Below are 26,357 nucleotides of genomic sequence, written 5' to 3'. Positions count from 1 at the left end.
ACTGCAGGATCATTTGAGGGTGTAGGGCATCCGCTTGACGGCGCGGACGAAGTTGCCGACGAGGTACTCCGGCTCGCCCAGCACCAGGTTCGGAGCGCGATGCAGGAGGTTGTCGAAGATCTCGCGCAGCTGGATCTTGGCGACGAAGTTGCCCATGCAGAAGTGCGGCCCGCCGCCACCGAACCCGACATGCGGGTTGGGGTCGCGCAGGATGTCGAAGACGTCGGCGTTCTCGAAGACGTTCTCGTCCCGGTTGCCCGAGGAGTAGATCATCGCGATCCAGTCTCCTGCCTTGATCTGCTGGCCGCCGAGCACGGTGTCCTGCGTCGCCGTACGACGGAAGGTCATCACCGGGGACGCCCACCGGACGAACTCCTCGATCGCCGTACCGATGCGGCCCTCGTAGTCCTCCAGGAGCAGCGCCTTCTGCTCGGGGAACTGCTGCAGTGCCCGCATGGTGAGGCTGATCGAGTTGCGGGTCGTGTCGTTGCCCGCCACCGAGAGGAGCACGAAGAACGCGCCGATCTCGTCATCGGTGAGCTTCTGCCCGTCGACCTCGGCGTTGACCAGTCCGGTCATCAGGTCGTCCTGCGGGTTGTTCCGGCGCTCCTCGGCCAGCTCCATCCCCATCATGAGCAGTCCGACGAGGGACTCGTTGAGGACCTCGCCCGGCTCGCGACCTGCGGCCACCTCCTCGTCCGCCCAGGAGACCATGCCGTCGGCATGGTGGGCAGCCTCGAGCCGCTTCTCGACGTCGGTCAGCCCGACCATCTCGTAGATGGTCCACATCGGCAGCCGCTTCGAGACCATCTCGACGAAGTCACCCTCGGGGTGCTCGAGCAGGTTGGTCACGATGTCGTGGGCCTGGCGCTTGATCTGGTCCTCGATCGCCTTGACCCGCTTGGGCGTGAAGGCGGAGCTGACCAATCGGCGCAGCACCGGGTGCCGCGGAGCGTCCATGCCGAGGAAGCTGCCTGCCGCCTCATTGACGTCCTCGGGAACCTCTTCCATCTGGAATCCCTGACCAGAACAGAAGAGCTGGGTGTTCTTGCTGACCTCCTGGATCAGCGCGTGGCTGGTCACCACCCAGACGCCCTCGTTCTCCGAGGGGATGAGGGCGCCCTCGATGGGCCGGTGCCAGCTGATCGGCGCCTCGGCGCGCAGCTTCTGGAAGGTGAGCTCACGCTCCTCGGCCGTGCCGGCCCAGAAGGCCAGCTCGGAAATGCTGTCGGGGTGGAAGGTGCGGGCAGCGCCGCCGTCGGTGATGGTCATGTTCAGACTCCAGAGGGAACGTAGAGCTTCTCGAGCTCGCGCTTGACGAGCTTGCCGGTGGGGAGCCGAGGGATCTCGGCGATGAAGTCGACGGTGCGCGGCGCCTTGAAGCGGGCGATCCGTTCACGGGTGTAGTCGATGAGTTCCTGGGCCAGCTCATCCGAAGCAGCGGACGGGTCCTTGAGCTGGACGACCGCCTTGACCTGCTGGCCCATCTCGTCGTCGGGCACGCCGATCACCGCGACGTCGTAGATCGCGGGATGCAGGGTGAGCACGGCCTCGACCTCGGCCGGGTAGATGTTCACGCCGCCCGAGATGATCGTGAATGCCTTGCGGTCGGTCAGGAAGAGGTAGCCGTCCTCGTCGAGGTAGCCCAGGTCGCCGACCGCGGTCCACGTGTCGTGCTGTGGGTGCGTCGCCTCGGCCGTCTTCTCGGGGTCGTTGTGGTACTCGAAGGGGCGGAAGTCCCGCTCGAAGTAGACCGTGCCGACCTCGCCGGCGGGGAGCTCGTTGCCCTCGTCGTCACAGATGTGAGCGACGCCGATCATCGCCTTGCCGACCGTCCCGCGCTTGTTGAGCCACTCGGGCGAGGAGACGAAGGTGATGCCGTTCTGCTCCGTCGAGCCGTAGTACTCGAAGACCACGGGGCCCCACCAGTCGATCATCGCCTGCTTGACGTCGGGCGGACAGGGAGCCGCGGCGTGCACCGCGAGCCGCAGGGTGTCGTGGGCGTACTTCGCGCGGGCCTCCTCGGGGAGCTGGAGCATCCGCACGAACATCGTGGGGACGAACTGCGCGCAGGTGACCCCGAACTTCTCGATCGCGGCCAGGGCTCCCTCGGCGTCGAACTTCTCCATCATCACCACCGTGCCGCCCAGTGAGTGCACGGCGCCGCTCCACTTGAGCGGGGCTGCGTGGTAGATCGGGGCCGGCTGGAGGTAGACGTCGCCGGGGCCGACCTTGAAGGGGCCACCGAGCAGGCCGGCGATCGGGTCGCCGGGCTGGTCGACCTGGATCGGCAGCATGGCCTGCTTGACGCCCTTCGGGCGTCCGGTGGTGCCGGAGGAGTACATCATGTCCGAGCCGCGGGGCTGGTCGGTGAGCCGCTCCCCCGCGCCCGCGATCAGGTCGTCGTACGACGCGAAGCCGGTGACCTCTCCGCCGAAGGCGAACGCGTGGGCGACGTCGGGGACGAGCTCCCGGACGCGGCCGGCTACCGGCACGGCCGCGGAGACGATCAGTGCGGAGGCGCCGCTGTCCTGGACGATGTAGGCGACCTCGTCGGCAGAGAGGCTCCGGTTGACCGGCGTGATGTAGAGCCCGGAGCGCATGCAGGCCCAGTAGATCTCGAAGCACTCGACCGCGTTGTCGGTGAGCATCGCGACGACGTCACCCTTGCGCAGGCCGAGGCCATGGAGGGCGCTGGCGAGAGCCGCCGAGCGGTCGTCGAGCTGGCCGTAGGTCAGCGTCCGACCCGAGCCGGCCATCACGACAGCCGGGTGGTCGGGGTTGGTCGCGGCGTGGACTCCTGGGTACATCGGGCACCTTCCGAATTCGCATAGAGATCAGGTTCCAACCTCCACTCCGGCGACCGACCCGGGAATCAGCGGCCTGTGTGAGGTGTCACAAAGTACCGTAACCTGAGTTATGCTGGGCGTCCAGAGTTCGCCTTGTCACATCGCGACTTTTCTGATTCTCTTTTAAAAACCACTGGAGGCGACATGAGCTCATCGACCGGAATCCGCACCCTGGGCGGGAAGCGGATCGCGATCACCGGCGCGGGCCGCGGCATCGGGCGCGCCACTGCCGCGGAGCTGCACCGCCGCGGCGCGCTCGTGGCGATCGGCGACATCGACACCGACGCCGCCAAGGACGCGGCCACCTCCATCGGCAGCGACGTGACGGCGCACCACATCGACGTCACCGACAGCGAGTCGTTCGCGAGCTTCCTCGCCGACGCCAAGCAGGCGATGGGCGGCCTCGACGTGCTCATCAACAACGCCGGTGTGATGCCGATCGGCCACTTCCTCGACATCCCCGAGGCGACCGTGCGCCGCGCGACCGAGATCAACCTGCTCGGCCCGACCCTCGGCATGCGCGCTGCACTGCCCGACATGATCGCGAACGGCTCCGGTCACATCGTCAACGTCGCTTCGGTCGCCGGCAAGGCCGCCGTCCCGGGCGGTCTCTACTACTGCTCCCACAAGGCCGGGATCATCGCCCTCACCGAGGGTGCCCGTCTCGAGTTCGGCGCCCGGGGCATCGACTTCACCTGCGTCATGCCCTCCTTCACGAACACCGACCTGGTGGCCGGCACCAAGGGCACCAAGTTCCTCAAGAACGTCGAGCCCGAGGACGTCGCGAAGGGCATCGCCGACGCCATCGAGAAGAAGCACAAGGACATCTACCTTCCGAAGTCGCTGCGCCAGATCACCTTCACCCAGACCCTGACCGGCCGGCGCGTCCGGGACTTCCTCAACCGCCGCCTCGGTGCCTACGACACGTTCCTGGACATCGACCAGTCCCGCCGGGCGGCCTACAACGAGCGGGTCAACAAGAGCTGAGCATGCTCCCGCACGAAGCCGCGACGGCGGCGCTGTACGACGCTGCCCGCCCGGACGCCGTACGCCGACAGCACGCACGCGGCAAGCGGACCGCACGGGAACGGATCGCCCTGCTCGTCGACGACGGCACCTTTCGGGAGATCGGCGCCCTCGCCCGGCCGGAGGCACCGGGCCCCGACGGGCAGCCGATCCTCGCCGACGGCGTCATCATCGGCACGGCACGGATCGACGAACGACCGGTCGTCGTGGTGGCGACCGACTTCATGTCGGCCGGTGGAAGCAACGGCCTGATCGGCAACGAGAAGCAGCGCCGGGCGATGGAGATCGCGGCAACCCGGGGGCATCCGCTCGTGATGCTGTTCGACGGCGGCGGCCACCGGATCCACGAAGGCCTGGACGCCCGCGACTTCGCCGGCGGCTTCGACATCCAGCAGGCGCAGACCCGGCTGAGTGGCTGGGTGCCGATGGTGGCGGCGATCCTCGGGCCGGGCTACGGCCAGCCCACCATCGCCGCGTCGCTGTGCGACTACGTCGTCGCGGTCCGCGGCATCGCGTCCCTCGGGATGGCACCGCCCGCACTGGTGCGAGCGGCGACGGGCGAGGCGACCGACGCGGAGGCCCTCAACGGCCCGGATGCCCAGGCGTCGTACGGCACCATCGACGCGGCCGTGGACACCGAGGAGGAAGCGCTCGAGGCCCTGCGCTGGTACCTCGACCTGCTCCCGTCCAACGCCGAGGCCGAGCTTCCCCGGGAGGTGCCGGCACTCCCGCGGAACGACGCTGCAGCAGCACTCGACGACGCCGTGCCGGCAAACCTGCGGGTCGGCTACGACATGGCCGAGGTGATCGCGGGGATCGTCGACGACGACAGCGTCGTGGAGCTGAAGTCAGCCTTTGCGCCGAACCTGCTCACCGCCCTGGCTCGCATCGAAGGGCGCCCGTTCGGCATCGTCGCCAACCAGCCGCTGTCGAAGGCCGGCATGCTCGACGCTGCGGCCGCGGACAAGGCGGCCCACCTGGTGTCGCTGTGCGACGCATTCGGCCTGCCGATCCTGGTCCTGATGGACCTGCCCGGCATGGCCGTGGGTGCCGAGGCGGAGCATTCCGGCCTGGCCCGCTCCAGCGCCCGGCTCTCCCTCGAGCTCGGGTCCGCCACCGTGCCCACCTTCACCGTCGTCGTCCGCAAGGGGTACGGCGGCGGCTACGTGATGATGTCCGGCGGGCGAACCTTCCACCCCGAGCTGGTCGTCGCCTGGCCACAGGCCGAGACCGCGGTGATGGCCGTCGAGACCGCCGTCGAGCTCGTCTTCCAGCGCGAGCTCGCCGCCGCCGACGATCCCGCTGGTCGTCGTACCGAGCTGATCGAGCAGTACCGAGGACAGCTCGGTGCCGTACGTGGCGCCGAGGGATTCGGGTACGACGCCGTGATCCGCCCGAGCGAGACCCGGGCATGGCTGGCTGACCTGCTGCCCGTCCTCCCGCGCCATCGGCTGATGGACACCTTCACGCCACGCCGCCACGGCGTGGCCCCTCTGTGACCGGGGCACAGCTCGGGAGCAAGTGCAGAAGGCCCACGTCATGCGACGTGGGCCTTCGTGTCTGAAACGATCTGCGCGCCTGTAGGGATTCGAACCCCAAACCTTCTGATCCGTAGTGCGAATCAGAATGTTTTCGAGGTGTCTGGCGCCGACCCGGCACGCTTTCAGCCGACGACCTGATGAGAACAAAATAGCAGGTCAGGGGCGGTTTTCGATCGGCTGGCGAGATGAGTCGACACCAGTCGCCGTGAGTCGCGAGCGACAGCGTCTCGAGAGTTTTTGAGCCGGCGTTGAGCCAGCCGATCTGCTATCTGATCGAGCTCTCGACGTGGGCACCCCCGCGGACCCATCCCGCAATCTCCAGCACGACGACCACACCGAACGCCACGACCGAGCGAAGATCCACTAGGGCACGGCAGTGCTCCTCAGCCGGCTCAGACATCGGTCACCCGAAGGCTCGCGTGAGCCTTGTACCGCTTGTTGATGGCGATCAGGTTGGCCGTCATCGCTTCCACCTGATGGGCATTGCGCAGTTGGCCGCCGAAGATGCCGCGCACGCCGGGCAGGACTCCGGCCAGCGCGATGACCGTCTCCACCGCGTCGTTGTCATCTCCCAGCACGAGGACGTCGGCATCCAGGCTCTGGACGGTCGGATCCTCCAGCAGGGCGGCGCTGAGGTGGTGAAAAGCGGCAACCACAGAACTCTCCGGGAGGAGGGCTCGGGCCTGCTCAGCGGCCGAGCCCTCGAGCACCGGCAGGGCATAGGGACCGCGCTTGTCGAAGCCCAGCGGGTTCACGCAGTCGATGACGATCTTGCCTGCCAGGACACGACGCAACTCCGTCAGCAGCTGGGCATGGCCGTCCCACGGCACGGCGACGATCACGATGTCGGCGGCGACCGCTGCAGCTCGGTTGTCGATTCCCACGACGCCGACGCCGTCGGCCCGCATCTCCTTGGCCACCATCTCTGCCCGAGCCGCGTCGCGACTGCCGAGCACGACCTTCACCCCGCCCATCGCCAGGCGCCGCGCCAGGCCGCGACCTTGCGGCCCGGTCCCGCCGAGTATCGCGATGACGGTCTTGTCGGTGAACTGAGACATGGGGTTCTCCTTTTGCGATGGTGCCCGATCAGACAGCTCGTCTGTTCAGGTAGGTGGAGGCCAGTTCGAGGTAGGGCTCGACGGCCTGTCCTGCGGTGTCGAAGCCGGCGCCTGACCCACTGCCGGCTTGGCGTCGGTGCTCGATCCCGGCGGAGATCACTGCGACCTTGAAGCAGGCCAGCGCTTGGTGGAAGTCCCAGTTCTCGAGCGGGACCCCGCCTGCCTTCTCATAGCCGGCAGCAAGGACTTCTGCGTCGGGCAGTCGGTTGCTGGTCCAGGCGCTCGGGGCGCCGATGACGAGGTCGAACGTCTCGTGGCGGTAGGCGCACATCATCGCCACGTCGGCGATCGGGTCGCCGATGGTCGACAGTTCCCAGTCGATGATGGCCGCAACAGAGCCCGCGGCGGCGGAGTCCGACGCCAACAGGGTGTTGTCGATGCGGTAGTCGCCGTGCACCACGGACGTGAACCGTTGCTCCGGAACCGTGGCCGTCAGTTGCTCGACGACACTGCTGGCCAACGGGCGCAACCGCTCGTCACCCACCGTGTCCCACTGTCCCGACCATCGCCGCAGCTGACGTGCTGCGTAACCGTCGGGTCGGCCGAAGGAACCGAGACCGGCCGCGACGTGGTCGACGCGATGCAGCATCGCGAGCGACTCCAGGAGGCTGTGCACCACCGATGCCAGGGCCTCGTCGTCGTACGTCTCCAGGTCCTCCTGGGTTCGTACGGCGGCGCCGTCGACGAATCCGGACACCGTGAACGGCACACCCAGCACAGACTCGTCCTCGCAGAGGAGTACGGCAGGCGCAACGGGCACCTCGGTGGCCATGAGAGCGGCCGTGACGCGGTGCTCGCGGGCCACGTCATGGGCCGACGCGGTGCGACCGGTGCGCGGCGGTGTCCGCAGGACCCATCGCGACACGTCGTCGGTGATGGCGTAGGTGAGGTTCGAGCGTCCACCCGCGATGAGCACCGACTCGAGGGCTCCGGCGAGGTCGACACCGACCTCGCTCAGCTGCCGGCCAACCGACTCCAATTCGGGAGCAGTCAGGTCACTCATCAGACGTCGCCAGCCAGCCGCCGCACAGCCCGTTTGGCGATCGACCAGCGGTGGACCTCGGACGGACCGTCATAGATGCGGAACGGCCTGATCTCACGGGCGATGCGCGCGACCGGCAGGTCCCGCGAGACGCCGAGTCCGCCACACATCTGGGTGGAGCGGTCCACGACGCGGTGCAGGGCTTCGGCTGCGAAGGTCTTGGCGATCGACGTGGATTCGGATGCACGGCCGCCCTCGTCCAGCTCGCGGCAAGCCACCAGGAGCAGGGCGTTGGTCGCGGCGAGGTCGATCTCGTTGTCCGCGATCATCTGCTGCATCATCCCCAGATCGGCGAGCCGTCCACCGAACGCCTCACGGCCGGCGACATGTCGTACCGCGACCTCGTGAGCACGACGAGCGGCACCCGACCAGCGCATGACGTGGGTCATCCGGGCAGGGCCGAGCCGGACCTGCGCGTAGCGGAACCCCTCGTCGACACCACCCAGGACGTCCTCGTCAGGGACGAAGACGTCAGTGAACCGCATCTCGCAGTGCCCACCGAGCATCGACCGGTCGACCGTCCCGATGTGGCGCCCCACCTCAAGGCCGGGCGCTTCGACAGGCGCGAGGAACATCGTCGCACCACCAAGACCGCCCACCTCACCACTGGTCCGGGCCATCACGATGAAGAACCCGGCACCGTCGGCACCGGTGATGAAGTGCTTGTGACCATTGATGACCCAGCCCCCGTCGACCTTCGTCGCCCGCGTGGCCAGCATCGAGGGGTCAGAGCCAGCACCCGGCGCCGGCTCGGTCATCGCGAACGCCGAACGCACCTGCCCACCGACCAACGGCGCCAGGAAACGCTCACGCTGCGCCGCAGTCGCGACATGGTCGAGCAAATGGATGTTGCCCTCATCCGGGGCGTTGATGTTCAGGGCCATCGGGCCGAAGAGTCCGTAGCCGGCCGCCTCGAAGACGGGGGCACGGTGCACCATGCCGAGACCGAGTCCACCGCAGTCGACCGGGCCGTGCGGCGACAACAGGCCCTCGGCACGCGCCTTGGTCTGGAGTTCAGCGCGAAGACGCTCGCCCCCGGCGAGCTCGACGTCGCCGTCGTGCAGGTCCTCGACAGGCAGAACCTCCCGACGCACGAACTCCTCGGTCGCCGTGACCAGGTCGGTGATCTCGGTGCGCATCCAGCGGCCCCCTCATGTCCAACCGAGCGCTCGCTCGATCCGGGCAAGCGTGACATGGGACCGGTGTAATTACTAGTCACCTGCCGTACTCTAATGTTTCGGTCCCGTCCACAACCGCTGCGACGGGCACAGAGAGGAACGTGACGTCAGTGACGAACCTGATTCCATCCGCACTCGTGACCGGTGCTTCACGAGGTATCGGCCGGTCGATTGCCCTCAGCCTTGCGAAGGCTGGATTCGCACTCACCATCACGTCGCGCCGGGACGAGGCACTCGCCGAGCTCGAGCAAGAACTCCTCGCGGCCGGCGCGCCCTCGGTCTCCAGGAGCCCCGGAGATGTTGCCGATCGCGAACACCTGGCCCACCTCGTCGACTTGCACAGAGCAGAGTTCGGAAGCATGCATGCGCTGGTGATCAATGCTGGCGTCGGAACTGCAGGAAGCATCGCGGACTTCCCACTCGAACGGACGCAGAAGCTCCTCGACGTCAACTTCATCGCCGGTCTGGTCCTGATCCAGCACTCGTTGCCGCTGCTTCGGGCGGGCGCGGCCGAAAGACCTGAGACAGGCGCCAAGATCATCGCTCTGTCGTCCATCACGGGCGCCTACGCCGAGCGCGACCTGGCGACGTACGGAGCCTCCAAGGCGGCACTGCTCTCTCTCGTCGAAACGTTCAACCTCGAGGAGTGCGAAAACGGCGTCACCGCCACAGCATTGGCGCCGGGATACGTCGACACCGAGATGGCAGCCTGGGTGACCGATCGCATCCCCGCATCGACGATGATCCCCGTCGCTGACGTGGTGCGCGTCGTCGACATGTTGCTCTCGTTGAGTCCCGCGAGCGTCATCTCGCGGATGGTGATAGCACGAAGCGGCTCCGGCGGTTACACAGCCTGAGCTCGTGCCGCCTCGAAGATTTCCTTGAGCGGCAGCGACGGATTGCCCAGCAGCTGCGGATCCACCATCACTCGCTCGGTCACCATCTTCTTCGCGACCGCGAAGTCGCGGGGGTTCGACACCACCTCAGCCGCGCGGACCCGGCCGTCCCTCAGGTAGAAGACGGAGATGCTTCTGTCCCGAGTCGGATCACCTCGAGTGATCACTTCATCCTCGGGCCGCGAAAGCCCCACCACCTGCAGTTTGAGATCGAACTGATCGGACCAGAACCACGGAACGGCGGTGTAGGGCGTGGGATTTCCTACGAGCGTCTGTGCCAGGGCGCGCGCCTGCTCACTGCAATTCGGTATGGACTCGAGCCTGCGCGTGCCGCCGACCTCAGCGCACGGATGGCGCGCGACGTCACCGATCGCGAAGATCGAGGGGTCATCTGTCCGCAGGAGATGATCGACGACGACTCCGTCGTCAGTAGTGAGACCGCAAGCCTCCGCAAGGCCGACATCGGGCTCGAGACCGATACCGACGAGACAGAGATCCGTCTCGATCGTCGTGCCGTCGTCGAGCGTGAGCGAAGCCACCCGATCGTCCGACACGTCGAATTCCGCGACGGACCGTCCCGTGAGCACGCGAGTCCCCGCCTCACCGTGCACCCGGGCGAAGAACGACGAGGTCACTCCGGACGTGACGCGAGCAAGGAGACGCTGCTCCCGCTCGACGATCGTCGTCTGCACCCCTAGTGAGCTGGCGACCGCCGCAACCTCGAGTCCGATGTACCCGCCGCCAATGACGGTCATCCGGGCTCCCTGAACGAGATGGGGCCGCAGCTTGTCGGCGTCCTCGAGCGTTCTCAGGTAGTGGACATTCGAGGCCTTTACCAGCTCGCCGCCCGGGTACGACCGTGCTCTTCCCCCGGTTGCCAGCACGAGAGTGTCGTAATCGAGGTGCTGGCCGCCGCTGATTGAGATGCGCTTCCGTGCCCGGTCGATGGACTCGACCTCCGCGTCGTGCACGGCGATGCCGAACCGCTCGTAGGTGTCCGCCGACCGAAGCAGCAGGTCGGACCTCGACTTCTTCCCGAGGAGGTAGGCCTTCGAGAGGGGCGGCCTCGAGTACGGGACGGAGTGCTCACTGCCGATGAGGGTGATCGCCCCTTCGAACTCCGCTTCGCGCAGGTGGGCTACCAGGTCGCCGCCGGCCTGTCCTGCACCGACGACGACGACGTTCCCGTACGGCCGTCCGGGCCGATCGACGTCCATTCGTCACTGACTTTCAGGGATGTGCAGGACGATCCCGTCCGTGTCGGCCGTGCACGTGAGCTGGCAGCTCAGCCGGCTGTGCTCCGTGGGCTCCTCCGCAGTGGCGTCGAGCATCGCCCGCTCGTCCTCGCAGGCCGGCTCCAGACGCGAGGACCAGGACTCTTCGACGAAAACGTGGCACGTCGCGCAGGACAGGTCGCCACCGCACTCACCGACCACTCCGCTGATCAGGTTGTCGATCGCCGCCCGCATCATCGTTGTACCGACCGGCACCTGCACCGGCGTCTGGTGACCGTTCTGGCTGAACACCACGGTGGTTTGGTCGCTCATCAGCTCATGTCCTTGATTTCCAGCCCTGTCCCGATCGTGGTCCACGCGGATCTCGCCGGCGGCCTCCAGCTGCGTCATGGGAGCGACACCGCGACCGGCACCCGCATCAGCTGGTTGACCACGCCACTGGCGCCGCGCTCCGCTTGACCGTCCATCGTGATGGTCACCTGGCGGGCTTGGAGCTCCTCGAGCAGTACACGGAGCTCCAGCTTCGCGAGCATGTGCCCGATGCAGCGATGCGGACCCGCACCGAAGGTGAGCCCGGCAGCGCCGGTCCCGGGGAGTGGCTTGCCGCCCTCCCGGAACGGGTCGAACTCATCGGGGCGCGAGTAGGCAGCGGAGTCGCGATTCGCTGCAGCGAGTACGACGAGGACGGTGTCGCCCTCCTTCACGGCCTGACCGGCGATCTCGGTGTCACAGGTCGCCACGCGCGCGAACCTCATGGCCGGCGTGACGTAGCGAAGGAACTCGTCGACCAGCGCCGCTGACTGTCCCTCCTCCAGGGCCCGCGCAGCGGTGGCTGCGATGGAGGGATCGGTGGCGAGGAGGTGTCCGATGTGGGCGATCGTGGTGTGCGTGGTCTCGAAGCCTGCGCTGAACATCGACGCGCAGTACTGCTGGTACTCGGCGAGGTCGATGTCCCCAGCCTGCCGGGCCTGCGCCAGGACCGTGGTCATGTCGTCAGCCGGGTCCTTGAGCTTGTCCTCCCCCAGGTGAGTCATGAACTCGCCCACCTTCATGAACTCCGCCGTCAGACTCGCGCCGGCGTCCTCGGCGGTCTGGGCGCGGAAGATCGCATACGTGGCCTCGACGATGTAGTCGCGCTGGGCGACGGGGACGCCGAGCACCCGGGCGATGACCTGGGAGGGGATGACCCGAGCCACCTGCTCCACCCACTCAAAGGTTCGCAAGGGGAGAGCGTGGTCGAGCGCCTCGTTGACAACCTCGCGGATCCAGGGCTCGAAATTGGCGACGACCCGCGGGCCGAAAGACTTCGCCGCGGCCCGTCGAACCCGGCTGTGCTCGGGGGGGTCCATGAAGACGATGTTCTTGCCCATCGGCCCCTCCCCGGACGGATTCGGGAGCGGGAACACCGAACCGAACCGCGAGCTGAACCGCCCGGCATCCTGAAGGACCTCGACGACATCGTCGTAGCGAGTGACCAGCCAGAAGCCGTCCTTCAAGGTGCCGGACTCTGCCGGGTGCCAGGGGATGCCGGGAGTTGCTCGCATCTGCTCGTAGAGCTCGTAGGGAACTCCTGCCCGGAACGTCTCGGGATCGGCGAGGTCCGGCATTCCGCTCAGCGGGGTGGTTGTCATGGCGAGGTCCCATCGGTGAAGTAGGCGTTGACTGTCGAAGCTCTGGTGCGCTCCCCGCGGCCGCCGAAGCGACCGCCCGTGTGGCGTAGGTCATACCTTATGCTGACGACTGGCGTCTAGCAATAGGTCGGCCCGGCGGAATCGAACGGCTCGCGGCCCACGAAGCGCCCGCTGGCTCAGACGATCGTGTAGCCGCCGTCGACGACGATGTTCTGGCCGGTGATGAACGACGCATCGTCTGATGCGAGGAAGAGTGCTGCGGCGACCACGTCCTCCTCACGCCCGGTGCGCTTGATGATCTGGTGGTCGAGGTGCCCCTCGATGCCGCCCGGAATCTCCTTGAGGAACTCGGTGACCCCAGTGAGGATGAACCCGGGGCTGATCGAGTTGACGCGGATGCCATTCGGGCCGCCGTCGTTGGCCAGCTCCCGCGTCATCCCGATGACGGCGTGCTTGGTGGCTGCATGGGCGAAGCCACCGGGCGAAGCACGGAGTGCGTTGATCCCGTGCGTCGACGCGATGTTGATGATCACCGAGTTGTCCGCAGCTGCCAGGTGGGGCCACGCCGCCCGGCAGACGTAGAAGACGAGATCCAACTCGTTCCTCACGTTCGACCGCCACTGCTCATCGGTCATTCCCGTGATGGATCCGAACTGAGGAGCCGACGCATTGTTGTAGACGATGTCGATCTTCCCGTGCATCGCAGCCGCCTCTTCGACCCAGGCCCGGACGGCGACGGGGTCCCCCAGGTCCAGCGGCGCGGTCGAGGTCATGTTGCCGCCCGCCGCCCGCACCAGATCCACCGTCTCGGCTGCACCCTCGACCTTCAGGTCGCAGCCAACGATCGTCGCCCCCTCCGCTGCAAAGCGGCGCGCGGCAGTCCTGCCCTGACCACCACCGGTCCCCGTGATCAGTGCAACTCGGCCATCCAGTCGTCCAGCCATGACGGCGTCCTTCCTGGGAACAAGGCTTGATGCGCCGCACCGCTGACCGTCGGAGAATCCGACGGTCAGGTGAGACGCGCGCGGGAGCCTGCGCCTGCCCGCTCGTCAGGCGGTGATGAAGTCCTTGAGCTCTTCAAGCAGGCCAGCCTTCGGCCGGGCGCCGACGATCGATCGCACGACCTGGCCGCCCTGGTAGATCTGGATCGTCGGGATGCCGGTGACGCGGTACGAGGCCGGGGTAACCGGGTTCTCGTCGACGTTCAGCTTGAAGAATCGCATCTGCTCGCCGACCTCAGCAGCGATCTCGTCAAGGATCGGCCCGACCTGACGGCACGGCCCACACCACTCCGCCCAGAAGTCGACGAGCACCGGGAGCTCCGACTGCAGGACCGCGGTCTCGAACTCCGCGTCGGTCACGGCTTGCATGTTGCTCATCAGGATCCTCATCTTCGTTCTCGGGACAGACGTCCCCTTGGCTGGTTCTTTGCCTGGCCGCAGCGGTGCGGTCAGGCGCCCAGGTCCGCGACCACGGCGCCGCGGGCCTGGGCCTCAAGCGCGGAGTGGGCGGCGTGGTCGAGGAAGCCGATGTAGCGCTCCGCGTCGAGGGCGGCGGCACAGCCGGTGCCGGCGGCGGTGATGGCCTGGCGGTAGACGTGGTCGACCAGGTCGCCGGCGGCGAACACGCCGTCGATGTTGGTCGCGGTCGAGCCGGGCTTGACCAGCACGTAGCCGTTGTCGTCGAGGTCGACCTGGCCGACCAGCAGCTCGGAGCGAGGCTCGTGGCCGATCGCGATGAACAGGCCGGTCGCGGGGATCTCGCTGAGCTCGCCGGTGACGGTGTCCTTGAGGGTCAGCGACTCCAGGGATTCGGTGCCGTTGATGGTCTCGACGGCGGAGTTCCAGATGATCTCGAGCTTCGGGTCCGCGAAGGCCCGCTCCTGCATGATCTTGGAGGCGCGCAGCTCGTCGCGGCGCACGATCAGCGAGACCTTGGAGCCGAAGCGGGTCAGGAAGGTGGCCTCCTCGACGGCGGAGTCGCCGCCGCCGACCACGGCGATGTGCTGCTCGCGGAAGAAGAACCCGTCGCAGGTGGCGCAGTAGGAGACGCCGCGGCCCGAGAGCTTCTCCTCGTTGGGCAGGTCGAGGTGGCGGTAGCCCGAACCGGTGGACAGGATCACCGAGCGTGCGGTGTAGGTGTCGGTGGCCGTCTTGACGACCTTGATGTCACCGGTGAGGTCGACCTCGACGACGTCGTCGGCGATCAGCTTGGCGCCGAACCGCTCGGCCTGGGCGCGCATCTCGTCCATCAGGGCCGGGCCCTGGATGCCGTCGCGGAAACCGGGGAAGTTCTCGACCTCGGTGGTGTTCATCAGCGCGCCGCCAGCGGTCACGGAGCCCTCGAACACCAGGGGCGCGAGCTGGGCGCGGGCGGCGTAGATCGCCGCGGTGTAGCCCGAGGGGCCGGACCCGATGACGATGACATTGCGGGTCTCTGCATCTTGCTGCATGGCGCTAGCGACCCGTGTACCCGCCGTCGACATGCAGTGTCGTGCCGGTGACATAGCTTGCGTTGTCGGACAGCAGCCACACCGCGCCCTCCGCCATCTCCGAGGGCTGGCCGAAGCGATCAAACACGGACAGAAGGCTCGCAGTCGCCGCAGGATCGAGCCCGTTCATCTCGAGTGCCTCGAGCAGCATGGGAGTCTCAACGGCGCCGGGCGCCAAGGCGTTGATCCGGGTGCCGTGCTGGCCGTTCTCGATCGCTGCTGTCTGAGTGAGTCCGATGATGCCGTGCTTGGTGGAGGTGTAGATCGCTTGGTTGAACTGGGGGCGGAAGCCGTTCGCGGAGGAGATGTTGACGAGCGAACCTCCGCCCCCCTGCTTGATCAACTGGCGCAGCTCGTACTTGAGGCAGAGGGCGACGCCCTTCAGCTCGACCCCGATCAGTCGGTCGAAGTAGTCCTCGTCGAACTCCGACAGCAGTGCCGAGTCCGCCTGGATCGCTGCATTGTTGACCGCACCATCGAGCCGGCCAAACAGCTGGACCGTGCTCTCGACCATCGCCTCCACCGACGCGCCGTCAGAAACATCCGCCTTGACGAAGGCAGCGGTGCCACCCTCGCTGACGATCGAGTCAGCGACGGCCTGACCACCTGCCTCGTTGACGTCCGCGATGACCACCTTCGCACCAGCTGCCGCTGCGAGACGGGCCGTTGCCTCTCCGATGCCGCGGGCGGCGCCGGTCACGATGATCACTTTGTCCTGGAGAACCGGAAACGTCATTGCATTGTCCTTGTGGATTGTCAGTTGCGGAAGGTGCTGAACTGGGCGACGACGTCGGCTAGCTCAGACGAGGGATCAAGAGGCGCGGATGCCCGGGGCGTGGATCGTCTTGCCTGACATGTCCGCGCTGTTGATGAGCACGTCGCCCTCACCCCAGGGAGTGACGAAGCCTGAGTCGCGGTCCTTCTGGAAGCGCTCCGGGAGGTTCTCCACGATGTCCCAACTGGCTGTCAGCCGACCCATGCCGAGGGTGCCGCCGATCAGGACGCCCAGTTCGACGATCTGCTCCGGCGTGTAGAACTCGTGAAGCCGCTCGAAGTGCTCGTCCTTCAGCGAGAAGTGGTCGATCGACATGAGATCTGCGAGCTTCAGCGCGGCCTTCTCGGCATCAGTGAGGTCAGGTGCCTCTTCGGGACGCTCCAGGGAGCACACGAGTTCTTCGGTGACGCCCGACTCCTGGTTGCGGGTCGCCATGCACGTGCGGCACTGGTTGTGGAAGGCGATCCGCAGGCGGATGAGCTCCACGAGCCGGGGCTCGAGGTGGTTGTTGGTGTAGATGGACGCCATGAAGGTCATGACGGCCTCGGATGCCTTCGTGGACCAGGCAAGGATCTGCTGGTGGACCGGCGCCTCCGGACCGAAGACCGGGCCGTAGACGTCGGGCGGGCTCAGCGGCATACGGCGGGTGGCGACGTCTTCGACAACGCTCATCAGTGGACTCCTAAGGGGTGAGTAATACGGAAGGAATGTGATGTGGGTAATACTGACGGATACCGTACTTAATGTCAACGGATCGTCAGAAATTTAGGAACCAGCAGATTCGAGACCCGTTGGCTCGTTGGGCATGCGGGCGCGCATACGCCATTCGGCATCGCGCGATCTGCGCGAGCCGAGGGGGTTGACGTCGGCGCGTGCTCAGATGCCTCGGTTGAGCCCGCCGTCCACAGCGATGATCTGTCCGGTGATGTAGGACGCCTGGGCAGAGGCGAGGAACAAGATAAGTGACGCTGCCTCCTCCTGCTTGCCGAACCTGCCGAAGGGGAGGCCGCTCATCTTGATGTAGCCGTCCCGTGACGCGTCGTCCGGGAACATCTTGGAGAGCTGCTCGCTCTCGACCCGGCCCGGACCCACCGCGTTGACAGTGACTCCCGATGACGCCATGTACCGGGCATAGCCCTTCGACCACACCAGACAGGCCCCCAAGGCCGACATCGCCGCTGAAGGACCCGACGGCTCGAGGATGCACGCGAGGGTGATGACCCGACCTTGGTCACTGGCCTTGAGGAAGTCCTCGAACGCCTCGGTCATCCGCCTTTTCTGGTGGAAGTTCAGCTCGAACTGCGACTGCCAGACGTCCTCGGTGAGCACGGTGCCAGGCTGCTCGGCGCCACCGGCATTGTTCACCAAGATGTCGAGACCACCGTACGCGTCCCCCACTTGCTCCCGAACCCGCTGCGAGACCCCTGGTTCGAGGAGGTCCGCTGCGATAACGAGCGGACGATCGGCACCGCTCCCTGCGATCTCGTCAGCCAGGGCGTCGAGCTCGTCTCCGCGGCGCCCCAGCACAGCGAGCCGAACGCCCTCCGCGGCGAGCATCGTCGCCGTCTTTCGACCGATACCGGCCGTCGCGCCCGTGACGAGTGCGACCTTGCCCTCGATGTTGAGGTCCATCAGTCCGTTCTCCTGCTTCTTCGGTGAGGCGCGTGGCTAGAGGTCTACGACGATCTTCTGCAGCGTGGCGCCGAGGTCGGCGAGCACATCGACCTTGGCCGCATCGCCGGCCCGGGCGACGTCGGGACGCCAGGGGCAGCTGACGATGATGTGGTCGACGCCGTAGCCGCGAAGCTCGCGGATGAGCGCGGGGTCGGGCTGCTTGATCATCGCGACGTACTCGAACGGCCGGTCATCCCTGCCGGCTTCCTGGCGCATCTGGTTGATCGTCTCGATCTGTCCCTTGACTGCGTCGGGGCGCGGAGCGCAGATCCAGCCGTCGCCGCGGAGCGCCGCTCGCTTCATGGCGGGGGCGGCGTGCCCGCCGAAGTACATCGGGATGGGGGTGGACGGTGTGGGGTTGGTCCCCATCGCCGAGATGCTGTAGTTCTTGCCCTCGTGCCGCTCGGACACGCCTTGCCAGGCGCGGTCCATGATGTTCAGCGCCTCGTCGAAGCGGGCACCACGCCCCTCCCACGGAATGCCCAGCTCGTCGTACTCCTCCTTCATCCAGCCGATGCCCACGCCGAACGAGAAGCGGTTGCCCGAGAGGTTCGACAGCGTTGCAGCGCCGTTGGCCGACTCCAGCGGATGACGCAGGAGCAGGAGGTAGACCGACGTCATGAACCGCAACGTCGTGGTCGATCCGAGGATGGCGCCGGCAGTCGCCCACAGGTGAAGGAGCGGGGCGTTGTGGTCGATCGAGCGCGGACCGTCCGGCGTCGCCTTGTAGGGGTAGTCGGACTCGATGTTGACCGGGTGCATCAGGTGCTCGCCCATGGCGATGCCGGTGAAGCCCGAGTTTTCGGCGGTCTGCGCCAGCGTGACGACTTCGTGGGGATCGGTGTAGGCGAGGGAGAGTGAGAACTTCATGGAAACCTCCGATAGGCGATTGGGTTCGTGACGAGGATCGGCGTCGTAGTGCCTGGGTCGGCTCAGTGACTCAGTGCAGAGCGGCTGGGGCTCGGCGGTTGCCGAACCACGTCGCTGCGTCGGTCAGCGACTGGTCAGCCTCGGGCAGGTTGCCGGCGAAGAGCTGGAAGACGTGGGGCACGCCCTTCCAGGCACGGAACTCGACGTCGACGCCCGAAGCAGAGGCACGGTCACGCGCTCGGGTCGCGTCATCGAACAGGATCTCCGAGCTGCTCACGTGCACCAGGAGCGGCGGTAGGCCGGCGAAGTCCATGTAGAGAGGTGAGATCGACGGATGCCGGACGTCGGTGTCGCCGGCGTAGAACTTGCCGAAGGCCTCCAGCGTCGGCTTCGTGGTCCAAGGGTCCTCGGCCGCCAACCGCTCCATGGACTCACCGGTCAGCGCGAGGTCCAGCCAGGGTGAGAACAGCATCGCGCCGGCAGGGAGATCGTCCCCCGCGTCCCGGATCAGTGCCATGACGGCGAGCGCCAAGCCCGCTCCGGCGCTGTCTCCGGCGATGACGATCTCATGCGGGCTGTGACCAAGCTCCAGGAGTGCGTCGTACGCCGCCTTGGCGTCATCAAGCGCGGCGGGATAGGGGTTCTCGGGTGCACGGCGGAAGTCGAGGCCGTAGACCTCGGTCGAGCAGCTGTGCGCAAGATGGGCCATCAGGCGGCCGTGACTGTCCAGCGACCCCATGACGTAGCCGCCGCCATGGAGGTACAGCATGACCATGCCCGGCTCTGTGCTGTCGGGCACGTAGTGGCTGGCTTCTCGGCTGCCCAGTCTTGTGGACCTCAGCTCGACGTCGTCCCGGGTGGTGGCCCACTCTCCGATGGAATCGGTTGCCTTGCGGCGCTCGTCCATCGTGAGGCTCTGCCCCAGGCCGATCACTCGCGCCTTGTAGTCCTGGATGAGCTGGGCTACCTCGTGCGCCTGGCGGCTCGGCACTGTGGTGACCTCGTCAGTCATGGGTTCCTCCGTTCTGGGCGATGAAGCCGTAGCGGTTCTCGGTGACGTGACCGTCGAGCTGGCCCTTGATCATCGCGGCCATGCTCGGAGCCAGGTGTCGGCCCGAGGCGAACCCGCTCGAGGTGAACCACAATCCGGGCTGAGCCGTCGGCTTGTAGGTGTTCCTGAGTTCCCCGACCTCGTCGAACCCGCCGATGTCGCCGACCCTGTCGGCGACGTCGCGGCCGAACAGGGCCTCGGTCTCGTACCTCTGGTTCATGTATCCGGTGGCCAGGATGACGGTGTCGAACGGCAGGATCTGGCCGCCCGACATGGCCAGTCCCTCAGGCACGAAGGACACCACGTCCTCGGCCTGGTGGACCTGAATGTCCCCCGAGATGATCAGCTCGGAGGCGCCGACGTTGAAGTAGTAGCCGGCGAAGGTCTCGTAAACCTGCCAGAGGAAGCCGTTCTCCGGCCTGCGAATCCGCAGGCCGGCCGCCTCCAGCGACTGGAGGAGCTCCTCGTCCTGATCGATGCACATCTGACCGAGCTGGCGTAGCCCGCTCTTCAGCACCGGGTAGGCCCAGCCGGCCATGCTCATGAAGTCCGCCTCGGCGAGCGGCGTGCCGTCGAAGAAGGCAGGCGGGTAGCACAACTTGGTGGTCTCGAGGTCGACCACCGTCACGGGACTCCGCTGCAGCATCGCAACCTGCGCACCGTTGAGGTGCAGCTCGCGGGCCGTGTCGTGTCCGCTGGTGCCCACACCCACGACGAGGACACGCTGACCGGCGTGGTCGGCCCCCTGGCTGAATTCCTTGGTGTGCAGCGTGTTGCCGGCAAAGGAATCGAGCCCAGGCATCTCGGGGCGATAAGGACGACCACCGACACCACCAGTTGCCATCACCACATGGCGCGGGTGCATCGTGCGCTCCGTGCCGTCGGCGAGCCGGAGCACCACCTGCCACTTCCCGGACGCTTCGTGGTACTCGCCACTGACGAAGTCGGTGGCACTCCAGTAGTTCAGCTGCATCGCCTCGACGTAGAGCTCGATCCAGTCGGCGAGCAGGTCCTTGGGCAGGTACTGCGGATAGGTGTCGGGAAACGGCAGGCCTGGAAAATGCACCATGTCCGTCTCGTTGTGCAGCGCCAACGAGGCGTACCGGGTACGCCAGTTGTCACCTGCACGCGGGAACCGGTCCACCACGAGGACATCGGCGCCGAGGGACTGCAGATGGACCGCGGAGAACAGCCCGTGGTGGCCGCCGCCGACGACGACGACCTCGGGGTCGCGGTCAGCGTAGCTGGCGCGCTGCTTGCGCACGTCGTGCCAGCTCAGGTCGCCCGATCGGTCGAAGCCGGCTCCGCGCGGGCGGCGCTTCTCGGCGCCGACGATGCCTTCCAGCCTGGTGAGGAGCATCCAGGCCTTCAAGCCGTCCTCGGTCTCGAGCAGACGGACGACACCGGTGCCGTAGCCGGCCTTGGTCCGGAAGGAGATGAACGCCTCGACGACCTCGCGGCCCGAACGCACGATGCGCTTCGGTGCCGAGCGCTCCGGGGACAGCCGGAACTCGGTCGGCTGCACGTCGACGACGCTCGCCTTCATCAGCTTCTCGATCGTGTCGATACCGCTGACGTTGCCGAGGTCCCACGTGAACGCGCCCATGTCCCGCCAGTGGGAGTCGGCGACGAAGAGATCGGCGAGCCCGGCGAAGTCCTGTGCGCTGAGCAGGTCCTGGAACGCCGTCAGCCAGCCCGTGACGTTCTCGTCTAGGCTCAACTGGTCACTCGGGCGCGAGGTCACATCGAGGTTCATTTCTTCCTCCGCGATCGATGGTTCGGTGTCGGCCACACTGGGATCGTGTGGCCCGCGACACATTTAAATAGTGACGGCAGCAGTACAGAAAGTCAACCTCTTCTGCGCACCCCAATGCCCCCAATAGCCGCGCAAGCGCCGTACGCCGCCGGTCTCACGTATAATTACTGGTCGTCTTGCGTCGGTATATGGGTAGGCCGTCGCCCCTCCCGCGCCCAGACAGGGGAAATGCTTGGCCGGCAGACGCCAGAGCCGTCTTGGAGTCCCTACGGTGCGTAGGCGTAGAGGAACCGACGGGTGAGCCGAAGCTCTGAGATCAACCACCGGCCGTCCTCGCGGACGTACTTCTCGTGGTAGTGCCCCCATCCGTGCACCCGGGAGATCGGCGCTCCCTGTGAGAAGTGGATGATGTCCTTGAACGGCCAGACAGCCGTTGCATGGTCGGCGTCGACGACGTCGATCTGCGGATTGAACATCTCGTGATAGAGCGCAGGGGCGGGTTTCGCGGTCAACGTCTCGAGGATCGATGCCCGCCCGAACCGCGGCCAGGGCGCGCGCCGGTCCTCCAACTCCTCCAGCACCTCGTACGACACCTCGCAGCCGGTCGGATCCCACTCACCGGTCACCGGGTCGCGCGCGATGAAGGCTCCGCGTTCGTCCCAGACGCACTCCTCCGTGAAGAGTGCCGCGTACCGTTCCCAGTCGCTCGCGAGCACGGCGAGCTCGTAGTGCGCCTTGGTCTGACGGATCCCCTCAATGGCGGACAGACGTTCAATGTCCTTCAAGACCGTGACCTTTCTACGAGGAAACCCCCGAGTGATGCGCAGACCACGGCCTGCGACACTCGGGGGTCTGCGTCAAGAGATCAGCAGATCACGCCTCGCCTGCAAGAGCCTTGGTGATGGCTGCTGTGTTCCAGTACCAGTTCCGCTCGCTGACGGCCAATCCGTCGCGGAACTCCCAGATCTCGTTGACGTACGTCTCGATCGGCGTCTCGTTGGGGCCGATCTTCCCCTCCAGGTGCACCACGGTGCAGATGCGCGTGCCGTCCGGGTCGACGACCTGGAACTGGGGCGTGAAGTTGGTTCCTCCCCACACCGTTCCGAAGATGTGGGCGATGTGTTCCATGAAGGCGTCCGGGCCGCGATAGATGCCGCCGTAGGGCATCCCCTCGTCCTGGTGGAGGACGAAGTCGGGCGACAAGAGCCCGCGCGTCGTCTCGTTGTCGCCTGCCTGAATGGCCTTGACCAGCTTCCAGTAGAGGTCGTAAGCACTCTCGCTCATTGTCGGCTCCGGTTTCGTGAAGTGCGAGCATTTCGCTCGCTGGTGGTGGGCGGCCCGAGTGGACCGTGGACGAATCACGAACATCCCGGCTCCCGGGTGGCCGTGAGGTGGATCACGCCTACTACATAAACTGACGGATTGCGTTCAGCATGTCAAGGGCCACTGCTCCGCGAGTTCGTGTCAGCCCCCGCCGTCGAGCGACGCCGTGCCGACTGCGACCCGTCCCAGGTCTGCACGCCGGGCCCGCGCGATCGCAGCACGGCCTTCTGGACCTTCATCGTCGGAGTCTTGGGCAGCTCGTCGATGAACTCGACGAACCGCGGGACGGCGAATGCCGGCACGTTCTTGGTCATGTATTCGATGAGATCGCTCGCCGAGAGCGAGGCTCCGTCGGCCAGGACGACATAGATCATGACCTCGTCCTCGGACCATTCCGACGGCACGGCGACGACGGCACACTCGGCGATGGCGGCATGCTGCAACGCGGCTTCCTCGACCTCGCCTGAAGAGATGTTCTCCCCGCGACGCCGGAGTGCGTCCTTCAGGCGGTCCACGAAGTAGTAGTAGCCCTCGTCGTCGCGCCGGAAGAGGTCCCCCGTCCTGAACCAGCCGTCCTCCGTCCAGGCATCAACTGTTGCTTCTGGGTCGTTGAGGTACCCCAGGTTCAGTGTCGAGCGATCGCCGCCCACCTGAAGCTCGCCGGTCTCTCCCACCGCAGCTTCCGCACCATCGGCGTGGACCAGCCGGACAGGAAAGCCCGCTTCCTTCCCGCAGGACTGGTAGGTCTGGGCCGTGACCGACTCCCCTGGAGGCGTCAGGAAGACGTTCACGATCTCCGACATGCCGTAGGTGGCCACGACCCGGTCGATGCCGAAACGCTCGGCGAACTGCTCGACGAAGGGGGGCACGGGTCCTCCCACACAGGCACGCACGGGGTTGTACGCATCGTCCGGTCCCCGCTCGGATTCCATGAGGAAGGTCATCATCGCGCCGATCAACAAGGTGTCGGTGCATCCGAACTTGCGTACGTCGTCCAACCAGGCCGACGTCTTGAAGCTCTCGCGCGTCACGAGCGACGTCCCCCGCGCTGCCGCGCGATAGAGCGGACCACGGGCAGACCAGTGGAAGGTGGGGAAGGGGTTGTAGTACGTGCCGTCGCCGTCCGGGTCGAGAGCTTCGGCCACGACCAGAGTGCCCGCGCAGCGCCCCCAGGGCACGAGGACACCCTTCGACCGACCCGTGGTGCCGGACGTCAGGATCACGCAGGCGGGGTCGTCGAGGGCACCGTCCACCACGGGCACCAACGGCCCTCCAGTTGCCAGCAGCTCGCCTGCGATCAGGAACTTCTGCACGGGCGCATTCGACATGACGACCACGGGGATGCCCAGATCACTCAGCAGGGGCTCCCACGTGGCGCAGAAGCGGGGGTCGATGACGACCACCTTCGGGCGAATCGTCGTGAGGACCCGCTGCAACCAGCTTCCCTTGAAGGCGTGGTTGAGCGGCGCCTCCAGCGCGCCGATACCGGCGGTCCCGATCCATGACACAGCTGCATCGCGACCAGACACCAGCATGGTGGCGACCACGTCACCCTTTCCCACGCCCAGCCCGGCCAGCACCGCACTCCAGGCTCGGGACTCGTCGTGCAGCTCACCCCACGTGAGCCGGCGCTCCGCCTCCACGACCGTCAGAGCGACTTGGTCCGCTGCGGCCTCTGCCCTCGACCTCACGAGGCCGGGCAGCGACACGGAATCATTCTTCATCGGACATCCCGTACTGGAAGAGCGACATGGTCGTCGTTCCGATCACTTCGTCGCGCTGGTTCTGGTAGACCTCGAACCGAGAGAGGAAGTACCCCTCACCGAGCTTGGTCTGACGTCGGCCCGAGCAGTTCAAAAGCTGGGCCGTGGAGTGGATGACGTCCCCGGGGCGCACGACAGCTCCGAACTCCGCATGTCGTCGTTGGACGATCACCTCGCGTGCATGCGGTGCACGCCACTCGAAGGGCCAGTCGGACTCGACCACGCCCGGCCAAGCCGATTGATCGATCGCGTCGATGTCCGGCGCCGAAGCCGAAACACCCACCTGGCCCGCTCGGTTGAGGTTCCAGATCGACATGGACGCCGCTGGCGCCCGCACCCTGCCCGTTCCTCCGGAGAGGTTCTGGTACGCCGGGTTGGCGTCCCGCACCATGTCACACCAGTAGCCGATCTGCGCCTCGCTGACCGGGTACGGAGCGTGACGCACGAAACGTTCGCCCAATCTGCCGTGTAGTTCTTCGGGCATGTCGTCAGCCAGCTCCACGGCGGGCGCGGCGGCCGTCAGGAGCCGCGGTGACGGCGCGGCACCGGCGGCCGGCAGGTCGAGCACCATCACGGCGCCGGCGACATCGTGACCATCCGTCGTCGAGATCAGCACCTCGATCTCGACAGAGTGCCGCTCACCCTCTATCCAGGTGCGCAGCACCTTGCCGCCCACCACGGCGACGTCACCGAGGCACAGCTGGTCCTTCATCGTGAGCGTCATGCTGGCGAGGACTGACTGCGGTCCACTCCAGTCGGTGGCACACCGGCTGAGCAGAGCCTGCAGGTAGGCCGTGTTCACGAACGCGTCGCGGATCCCGAGGCCGTGACAGAAGTCCCGGTTGTGGTGGTACGGCATGACGTCGCGCGTGCCGACGACCGCCAGCACGATGGTCTTCATGGTGATGGGCAGGGTGAAGCCGTCGATCTGCTGTCCCTCGGACACGTCGTGCCAGTCGCGCGAGACCATGCCCGAGGCGCGTGCCGACATCAGTAGCTTTTCGGGAGGCCGAGGGACTGGGTCGCGATCTGGCTCAGGACGATGTTGTTGTTGACGGGTCCGAGCTCGGAGAGCTTGGCCTGGAGGAAGAAACCGATGATGTCGGTCTCCATGTCAGCGAACCCTCCGCCGTACACATTCGCGGAGGCGTTCGTCGCCTGGCTCACGGCCATGCTCGCGAGGTACTTCGTGGTGCTCGACTCGATGCCGACCTTCTCGCCGCGGTCGAACGCAGCAGCGGTCTTGTACAGATAAGCCCGCGCAGCCTCCGTGTGCGCCTTGGCAGCGGCGAGCGGGTGCTGGACCGACTGGTAGGTGCCGATGGGCACGTCGAAGGGGGCACGGGTCGAGGCGTGCTCGGCGGCCTTCTTGAGGACGTAGTCAGCCGATCCGATGTTGATCGCAGCGACGATCATCCGCTCCGGGTTCAGGCAGTCGAAGAGCACCTTGAGACCGTCGCCGTCGGGCCCGAGGAGACTCTCGGCCGGCAGCTCCACGTCCTCGAACGAGATCGAGTACTGCTTCTCGGCCTTATGGATCCCGATGTCCATCGGCGAGGCCGAGATCCCGGGTGAGTCCGGGCGCACCAGGAAGAGACTGATCCCCTCGGTGCGGTTGTCGGGGTCGTACGGCGTGGTGCGTGCGACGACCAGGCACCACTCGGCCTCCAGGAAGCCGGTGATGTAGTACTTGGAGCCCGACAGCCGGTAGGTGCCATCGTCCTGCTTCAGTGCCGTCGTCCGGATCTTGAACGTATTCGAGCCGGCGTCGGCCTCGGTGATGGCGAACGAGAACCGGGACTCACCGGTCGCCGTCGCCGGGAGGATCGTGTTGCGTTGGTCATCGGTTCCGTACTTCACGATCGGGATGCGCGACATGAAATTGGGGACCGCCGACTGAAGGTTGAGTCCTGCAGACGCCTGCCAGTCGATCGCGTGAACGAGATCTGTGAGGTCACCGCCGATGCCGCCGTACTCCTCGGGCAGCCCGAGGCCCAGCAGCCCGGTCTCGGCCCACGCATCCCACAACTTCTGCGGGACCTCGTTGGCGCGCCCGGCGTCGGCGACGTGGCGACGATCGACCCTCTTGATGATGTCGTCGCAGACCTGACGAATGTCCTCGAGTGCTTCGCTCACCG

Annotated in this window: 25 protein-coding genes; 3 read left to right on the top strand and 22 right to left on the bottom strand. The window is 66.5% G+C overall.

Translation table 11 applies throughout. The features are described from left to right. Positions 1 to 9 precede the first annotated feature (9 nt). A complete protein-coding gene (locus ACOACQ_RS11895; RefSeq protein WP_378604166.1) occupies positions 10 to 1,272 on the bottom strand; it encodes a cytochrome P450 in 1,263 nt (420 codons plus the stop codon). 2 nt (positions 1,273 to 1,274) lie between these two features. Continuing rightward, positions 1,275 to 2,810 carry an acyl-CoA synthetase gene (locus tag ACOACQ_RS11890; RefSeq protein ID WP_378604163.1) on the bottom strand — a complete coding sequence of 512 codons (1,536 nt, stop codon included), beginning with the start codon at positions 2,808 to 2,810 and terminating at the stop codon, positions 1,275 to 1,277. Positions 2,811 to 2,993: 183 nt separating this feature from the next. On the opposite strand from ACOACQ_RS11890, the gene ACOACQ_RS11885 reads away from it, so the two are divergent. Next, complete coding sequence (locus ACOACQ_RS11885) at positions 2,994 to 3,836, top strand: SDR family oxidoreductase (protein WP_378604160.1); 843 nt, start codon at positions 2,994 to 2,996, stop codon at positions 3,834 to 3,836. Positions 3,837 to 3,838: 2 nt separating this feature from the next. Next, entirely contained in the window at positions 3,839 to 5,374 is a 1,536-nt protein-coding gene (locus tag ACOACQ_RS11880; RefSeq protein ID WP_378604157.1) for an acyl-CoA carboxylase subunit beta, read from the top strand. A gap of 434 nt (positions 5,375 to 5,808) precedes the next feature. Here ACOACQ_RS11880 and npdG read toward each other — a convergent pair whose 3' ends face one another. The 3 genes from npdG to ACOACQ_RS11865 are packed head-to-tail and all read right to left on the bottom strand — an operon-like array spanning position 5,809 to position 8,715. Further along, entirely contained in the window at positions 5,809 to 6,474 is a 666-nt protein-coding gene (gene npdG / locus ACOACQ_RS11875; RefSeq protein WP_378604154.1) for an NADPH-dependent F420 reductase, read from the bottom strand. Positions 6,475 to 6,502: 28 nt separating this feature from the next. Continuing rightward, positions 6,503 to 7,537 (bottom strand): phosphotransferase family protein, encoded by a 1,035-nt coding sequence (locus ACOACQ_RS11870; RefSeq protein WP_378604151.1) that lies wholly within the window; start codon positions 7,535 to 7,537, stop codon positions 6,503 to 6,505. Further along, the gene (locus ACOACQ_RS11865; RefSeq protein WP_378604148.1) at positions 7,537 to 8,715 is read right to left on the bottom strand and encodes an acyl-CoA dehydrogenase family protein; all 1,179 of its coding nucleotides are present in this window, start codon (positions 8,713 to 8,715) and stop codon (positions 7,537 to 7,539) included. The genes ACOACQ_RS11870 and ACOACQ_RS11865 overlap by 1 nt, the downstream gene beginning before the upstream one ends. A gap of 149 nt (positions 8,716 to 8,864) precedes the next feature. Between ACOACQ_RS11865 and ACOACQ_RS11860 the strand changes: the two genes are divergently transcribed. Continuing rightward, positions 8,865 to 9,611 carry an SDR family NAD(P)-dependent oxidoreductase gene (locus ACOACQ_RS11860; RefSeq protein WP_378604145.1) on the top strand — a complete coding sequence of 249 codons (747 nt, stop codon included), beginning with the start codon at positions 8,865 to 8,867 and terminating at the stop codon, positions 9,609 to 9,611. On the opposite strand, the gene ACOACQ_RS11855 is transcribed toward ACOACQ_RS11860, so the two are convergent. From ACOACQ_RS11855 to ACOACQ_RS11775, 17 genes are all read right to left on the bottom strand, one after another. Further along, on the bottom strand, positions 9,599 to 10,867 hold the full coding sequence (locus ACOACQ_RS11855; protein WP_378604142.1) for an NAD(P)/FAD-dependent oxidoreductase: 1,269 nt from the start codon (positions 10,865 to 10,867) through the stop codon (positions 9,599 to 9,601). The genes ACOACQ_RS11860 and ACOACQ_RS11855 overlap by 13 nt on opposite strands. Before the next feature lie 3 nt (positions 10,868 to 10,870). Then, a complete protein-coding gene (locus tag ACOACQ_RS11850; RefSeq protein ID WP_378604139.1) occupies positions 10,871 to 11,197 on the bottom strand; it encodes a 2Fe-2S iron-sulfur cluster-binding protein in 327 nt (108 codons plus the stop codon). 74 nt (positions 11,198 to 11,271) lie between these two features. Further along, complete coding sequence (locus tag ACOACQ_RS11845; RefSeq protein ID WP_378604136.1) at positions 11,272 to 12,516, bottom strand: cytochrome P450; 1,245 nt, start codon at positions 12,514 to 12,516, stop codon at positions 11,272 to 11,274. Between the two features lie 176 nt (positions 12,517 to 12,692). Next, on the bottom strand, positions 12,693 to 13,460 hold the full coding sequence (locus ACOACQ_RS11840) for an SDR family NAD(P)-dependent oxidoreductase (protein ID WP_420288350.1): 768 nt from the start codon (positions 13,458 to 13,460) through the stop codon (positions 12,693 to 12,695). Positions 13,461 to 13,565: 105 nt separating this feature from the next. After that, a complete protein-coding gene (gene trxA, locus ACOACQ_RS11835) occupies positions 13,566 to 13,898 on the bottom strand; it encodes a thioredoxin (RefSeq protein WP_378604324.1) in 333 nt (110 codons plus the stop codon). A gap of 68 nt (positions 13,899 to 13,966) precedes the next feature. Beyond that, the gene (trxB, locus tag ACOACQ_RS11830) at positions 13,967 to 14,968 is read right to left on the bottom strand and encodes a thioredoxin-disulfide reductase (protein ID WP_420288349.1); all 1,002 of its coding nucleotides are present in this window, start codon (positions 14,966 to 14,968) and stop codon (positions 13,967 to 13,969) included. Between the two features lie 4 nt (positions 14,969 to 14,972). Then, the gene (locus tag ACOACQ_RS11825; protein WP_378604123.1) at positions 14,973 to 15,743 is read right to left on the bottom strand and encodes an SDR family NAD(P)-dependent oxidoreductase; all 771 of its coding nucleotides are present in this window, start codon (positions 15,741 to 15,743) and stop codon (positions 14,973 to 14,975) included. A 75-nt stretch (positions 15,744 to 15,818) separates the two neighbouring features. After that, positions 15,819 to 16,454 carry a carboxymuconolactone decarboxylase family protein gene (locus ACOACQ_RS11820; RefSeq protein WP_378604120.1) on the bottom strand — a complete coding sequence of 212 codons (636 nt, stop codon included), beginning with the start codon at positions 16,452 to 16,454 and terminating at the stop codon, positions 15,819 to 15,821. A gap of 204 nt (positions 16,455 to 16,658) precedes the next feature. Further along, positions 16,659 to 17,414, bottom strand: a complete 756-nt coding sequence (locus tag ACOACQ_RS11815; protein WP_378604118.1) for an SDR family NAD(P)-dependent oxidoreductase — start codon at positions 17,412 to 17,414, stop codon at positions 16,659 to 16,661. Between the two features lie 36 nt (positions 17,415 to 17,450). Beyond that, on the bottom strand, positions 17,451 to 18,326 hold the full coding sequence (locus tag ACOACQ_RS11810) for a TIGR03619 family F420-dependent LLM class oxidoreductase (RefSeq protein ID WP_378604115.1): 876 nt from the start codon (positions 18,324 to 18,326) through the stop codon (positions 17,451 to 17,453). A gap of 70 nt (positions 18,327 to 18,396) precedes the next feature. Then, entirely contained in the window at positions 18,397 to 19,338 is a 942-nt protein-coding gene (locus ACOACQ_RS11805) for an alpha/beta hydrolase (protein ID WP_378604112.1), read from the bottom strand. Continuing rightward, on the bottom strand, positions 19,331 to 21,133 hold the full coding sequence (locus tag ACOACQ_RS11800) for an FAD-dependent oxidoreductase (protein ID WP_420288348.1): 1,803 nt from the start codon (positions 21,131 to 21,133) through the stop codon (positions 19,331 to 19,333). The genes ACOACQ_RS11805 and ACOACQ_RS11800 overlap by 8 nt, the downstream gene beginning before the upstream one ends. A gap of 266 nt (positions 21,134 to 21,399) precedes the next feature. Continuing rightward, positions 21,400 to 21,918 (bottom strand): nuclear transport factor 2 family protein, encoded by a 519-nt coding sequence (locus ACOACQ_RS11795; protein WP_378604106.1) that lies wholly within the window; start codon positions 21,916 to 21,918, stop codon positions 21,400 to 21,402. A gap of 88 nt (positions 21,919 to 22,006) precedes the next feature. Continuing rightward, positions 22,007 to 22,417 carry a nuclear transport factor 2 family protein gene (locus ACOACQ_RS11790; RefSeq protein WP_378604103.1) on the bottom strand — a complete coding sequence of 137 codons (411 nt, stop codon included), beginning with the start codon at positions 22,415 to 22,417 and terminating at the stop codon, positions 22,007 to 22,009. A gap of 152 nt (positions 22,418 to 22,569) precedes the next feature. Then, a complete protein-coding gene (locus ACOACQ_RS11785) occupies positions 22,570 to 24,180 on the bottom strand; it encodes an AMP-binding protein (RefSeq protein ID WP_378604100.1) in 1,611 nt (536 codons plus the stop codon). Then, the gene (locus tag ACOACQ_RS11780) at positions 24,170 to 25,210 is read right to left on the bottom strand and encodes a hypothetical protein (RefSeq protein WP_378604097.1); all 1,041 of its coding nucleotides are present in this window, start codon (positions 25,208 to 25,210) and stop codon (positions 24,170 to 24,172) included. The genes ACOACQ_RS11785 and ACOACQ_RS11780 overlap by 11 nt, the downstream gene beginning before the upstream one ends. After that, the gene (locus ACOACQ_RS11775) at positions 25,210 to 26,355 is read right to left on the bottom strand and encodes an acyl-CoA dehydrogenase family protein (protein WP_378604094.1); all 1,146 of its coding nucleotides are present in this window, start codon (positions 26,353 to 26,355) and stop codon (positions 25,210 to 25,212) included. The genes ACOACQ_RS11780 and ACOACQ_RS11775 overlap by 1 nt, the downstream gene beginning before the upstream one ends. Positions 26,356 to 26,357 lie beyond the last annotated feature (2 nt).

It is taken from the genome of Nocardioides sp. CPCC 206347, assembly GCF_048654605.1.
Taxonomy (GTDB): Bacteria; Actinomycetota; Actinomycetes; order Propionibacteriales; family Nocardioidaceae; genus Nocardioides.
This window is presented reverse-complemented; position numbering and strand designations above follow the sequence as displayed.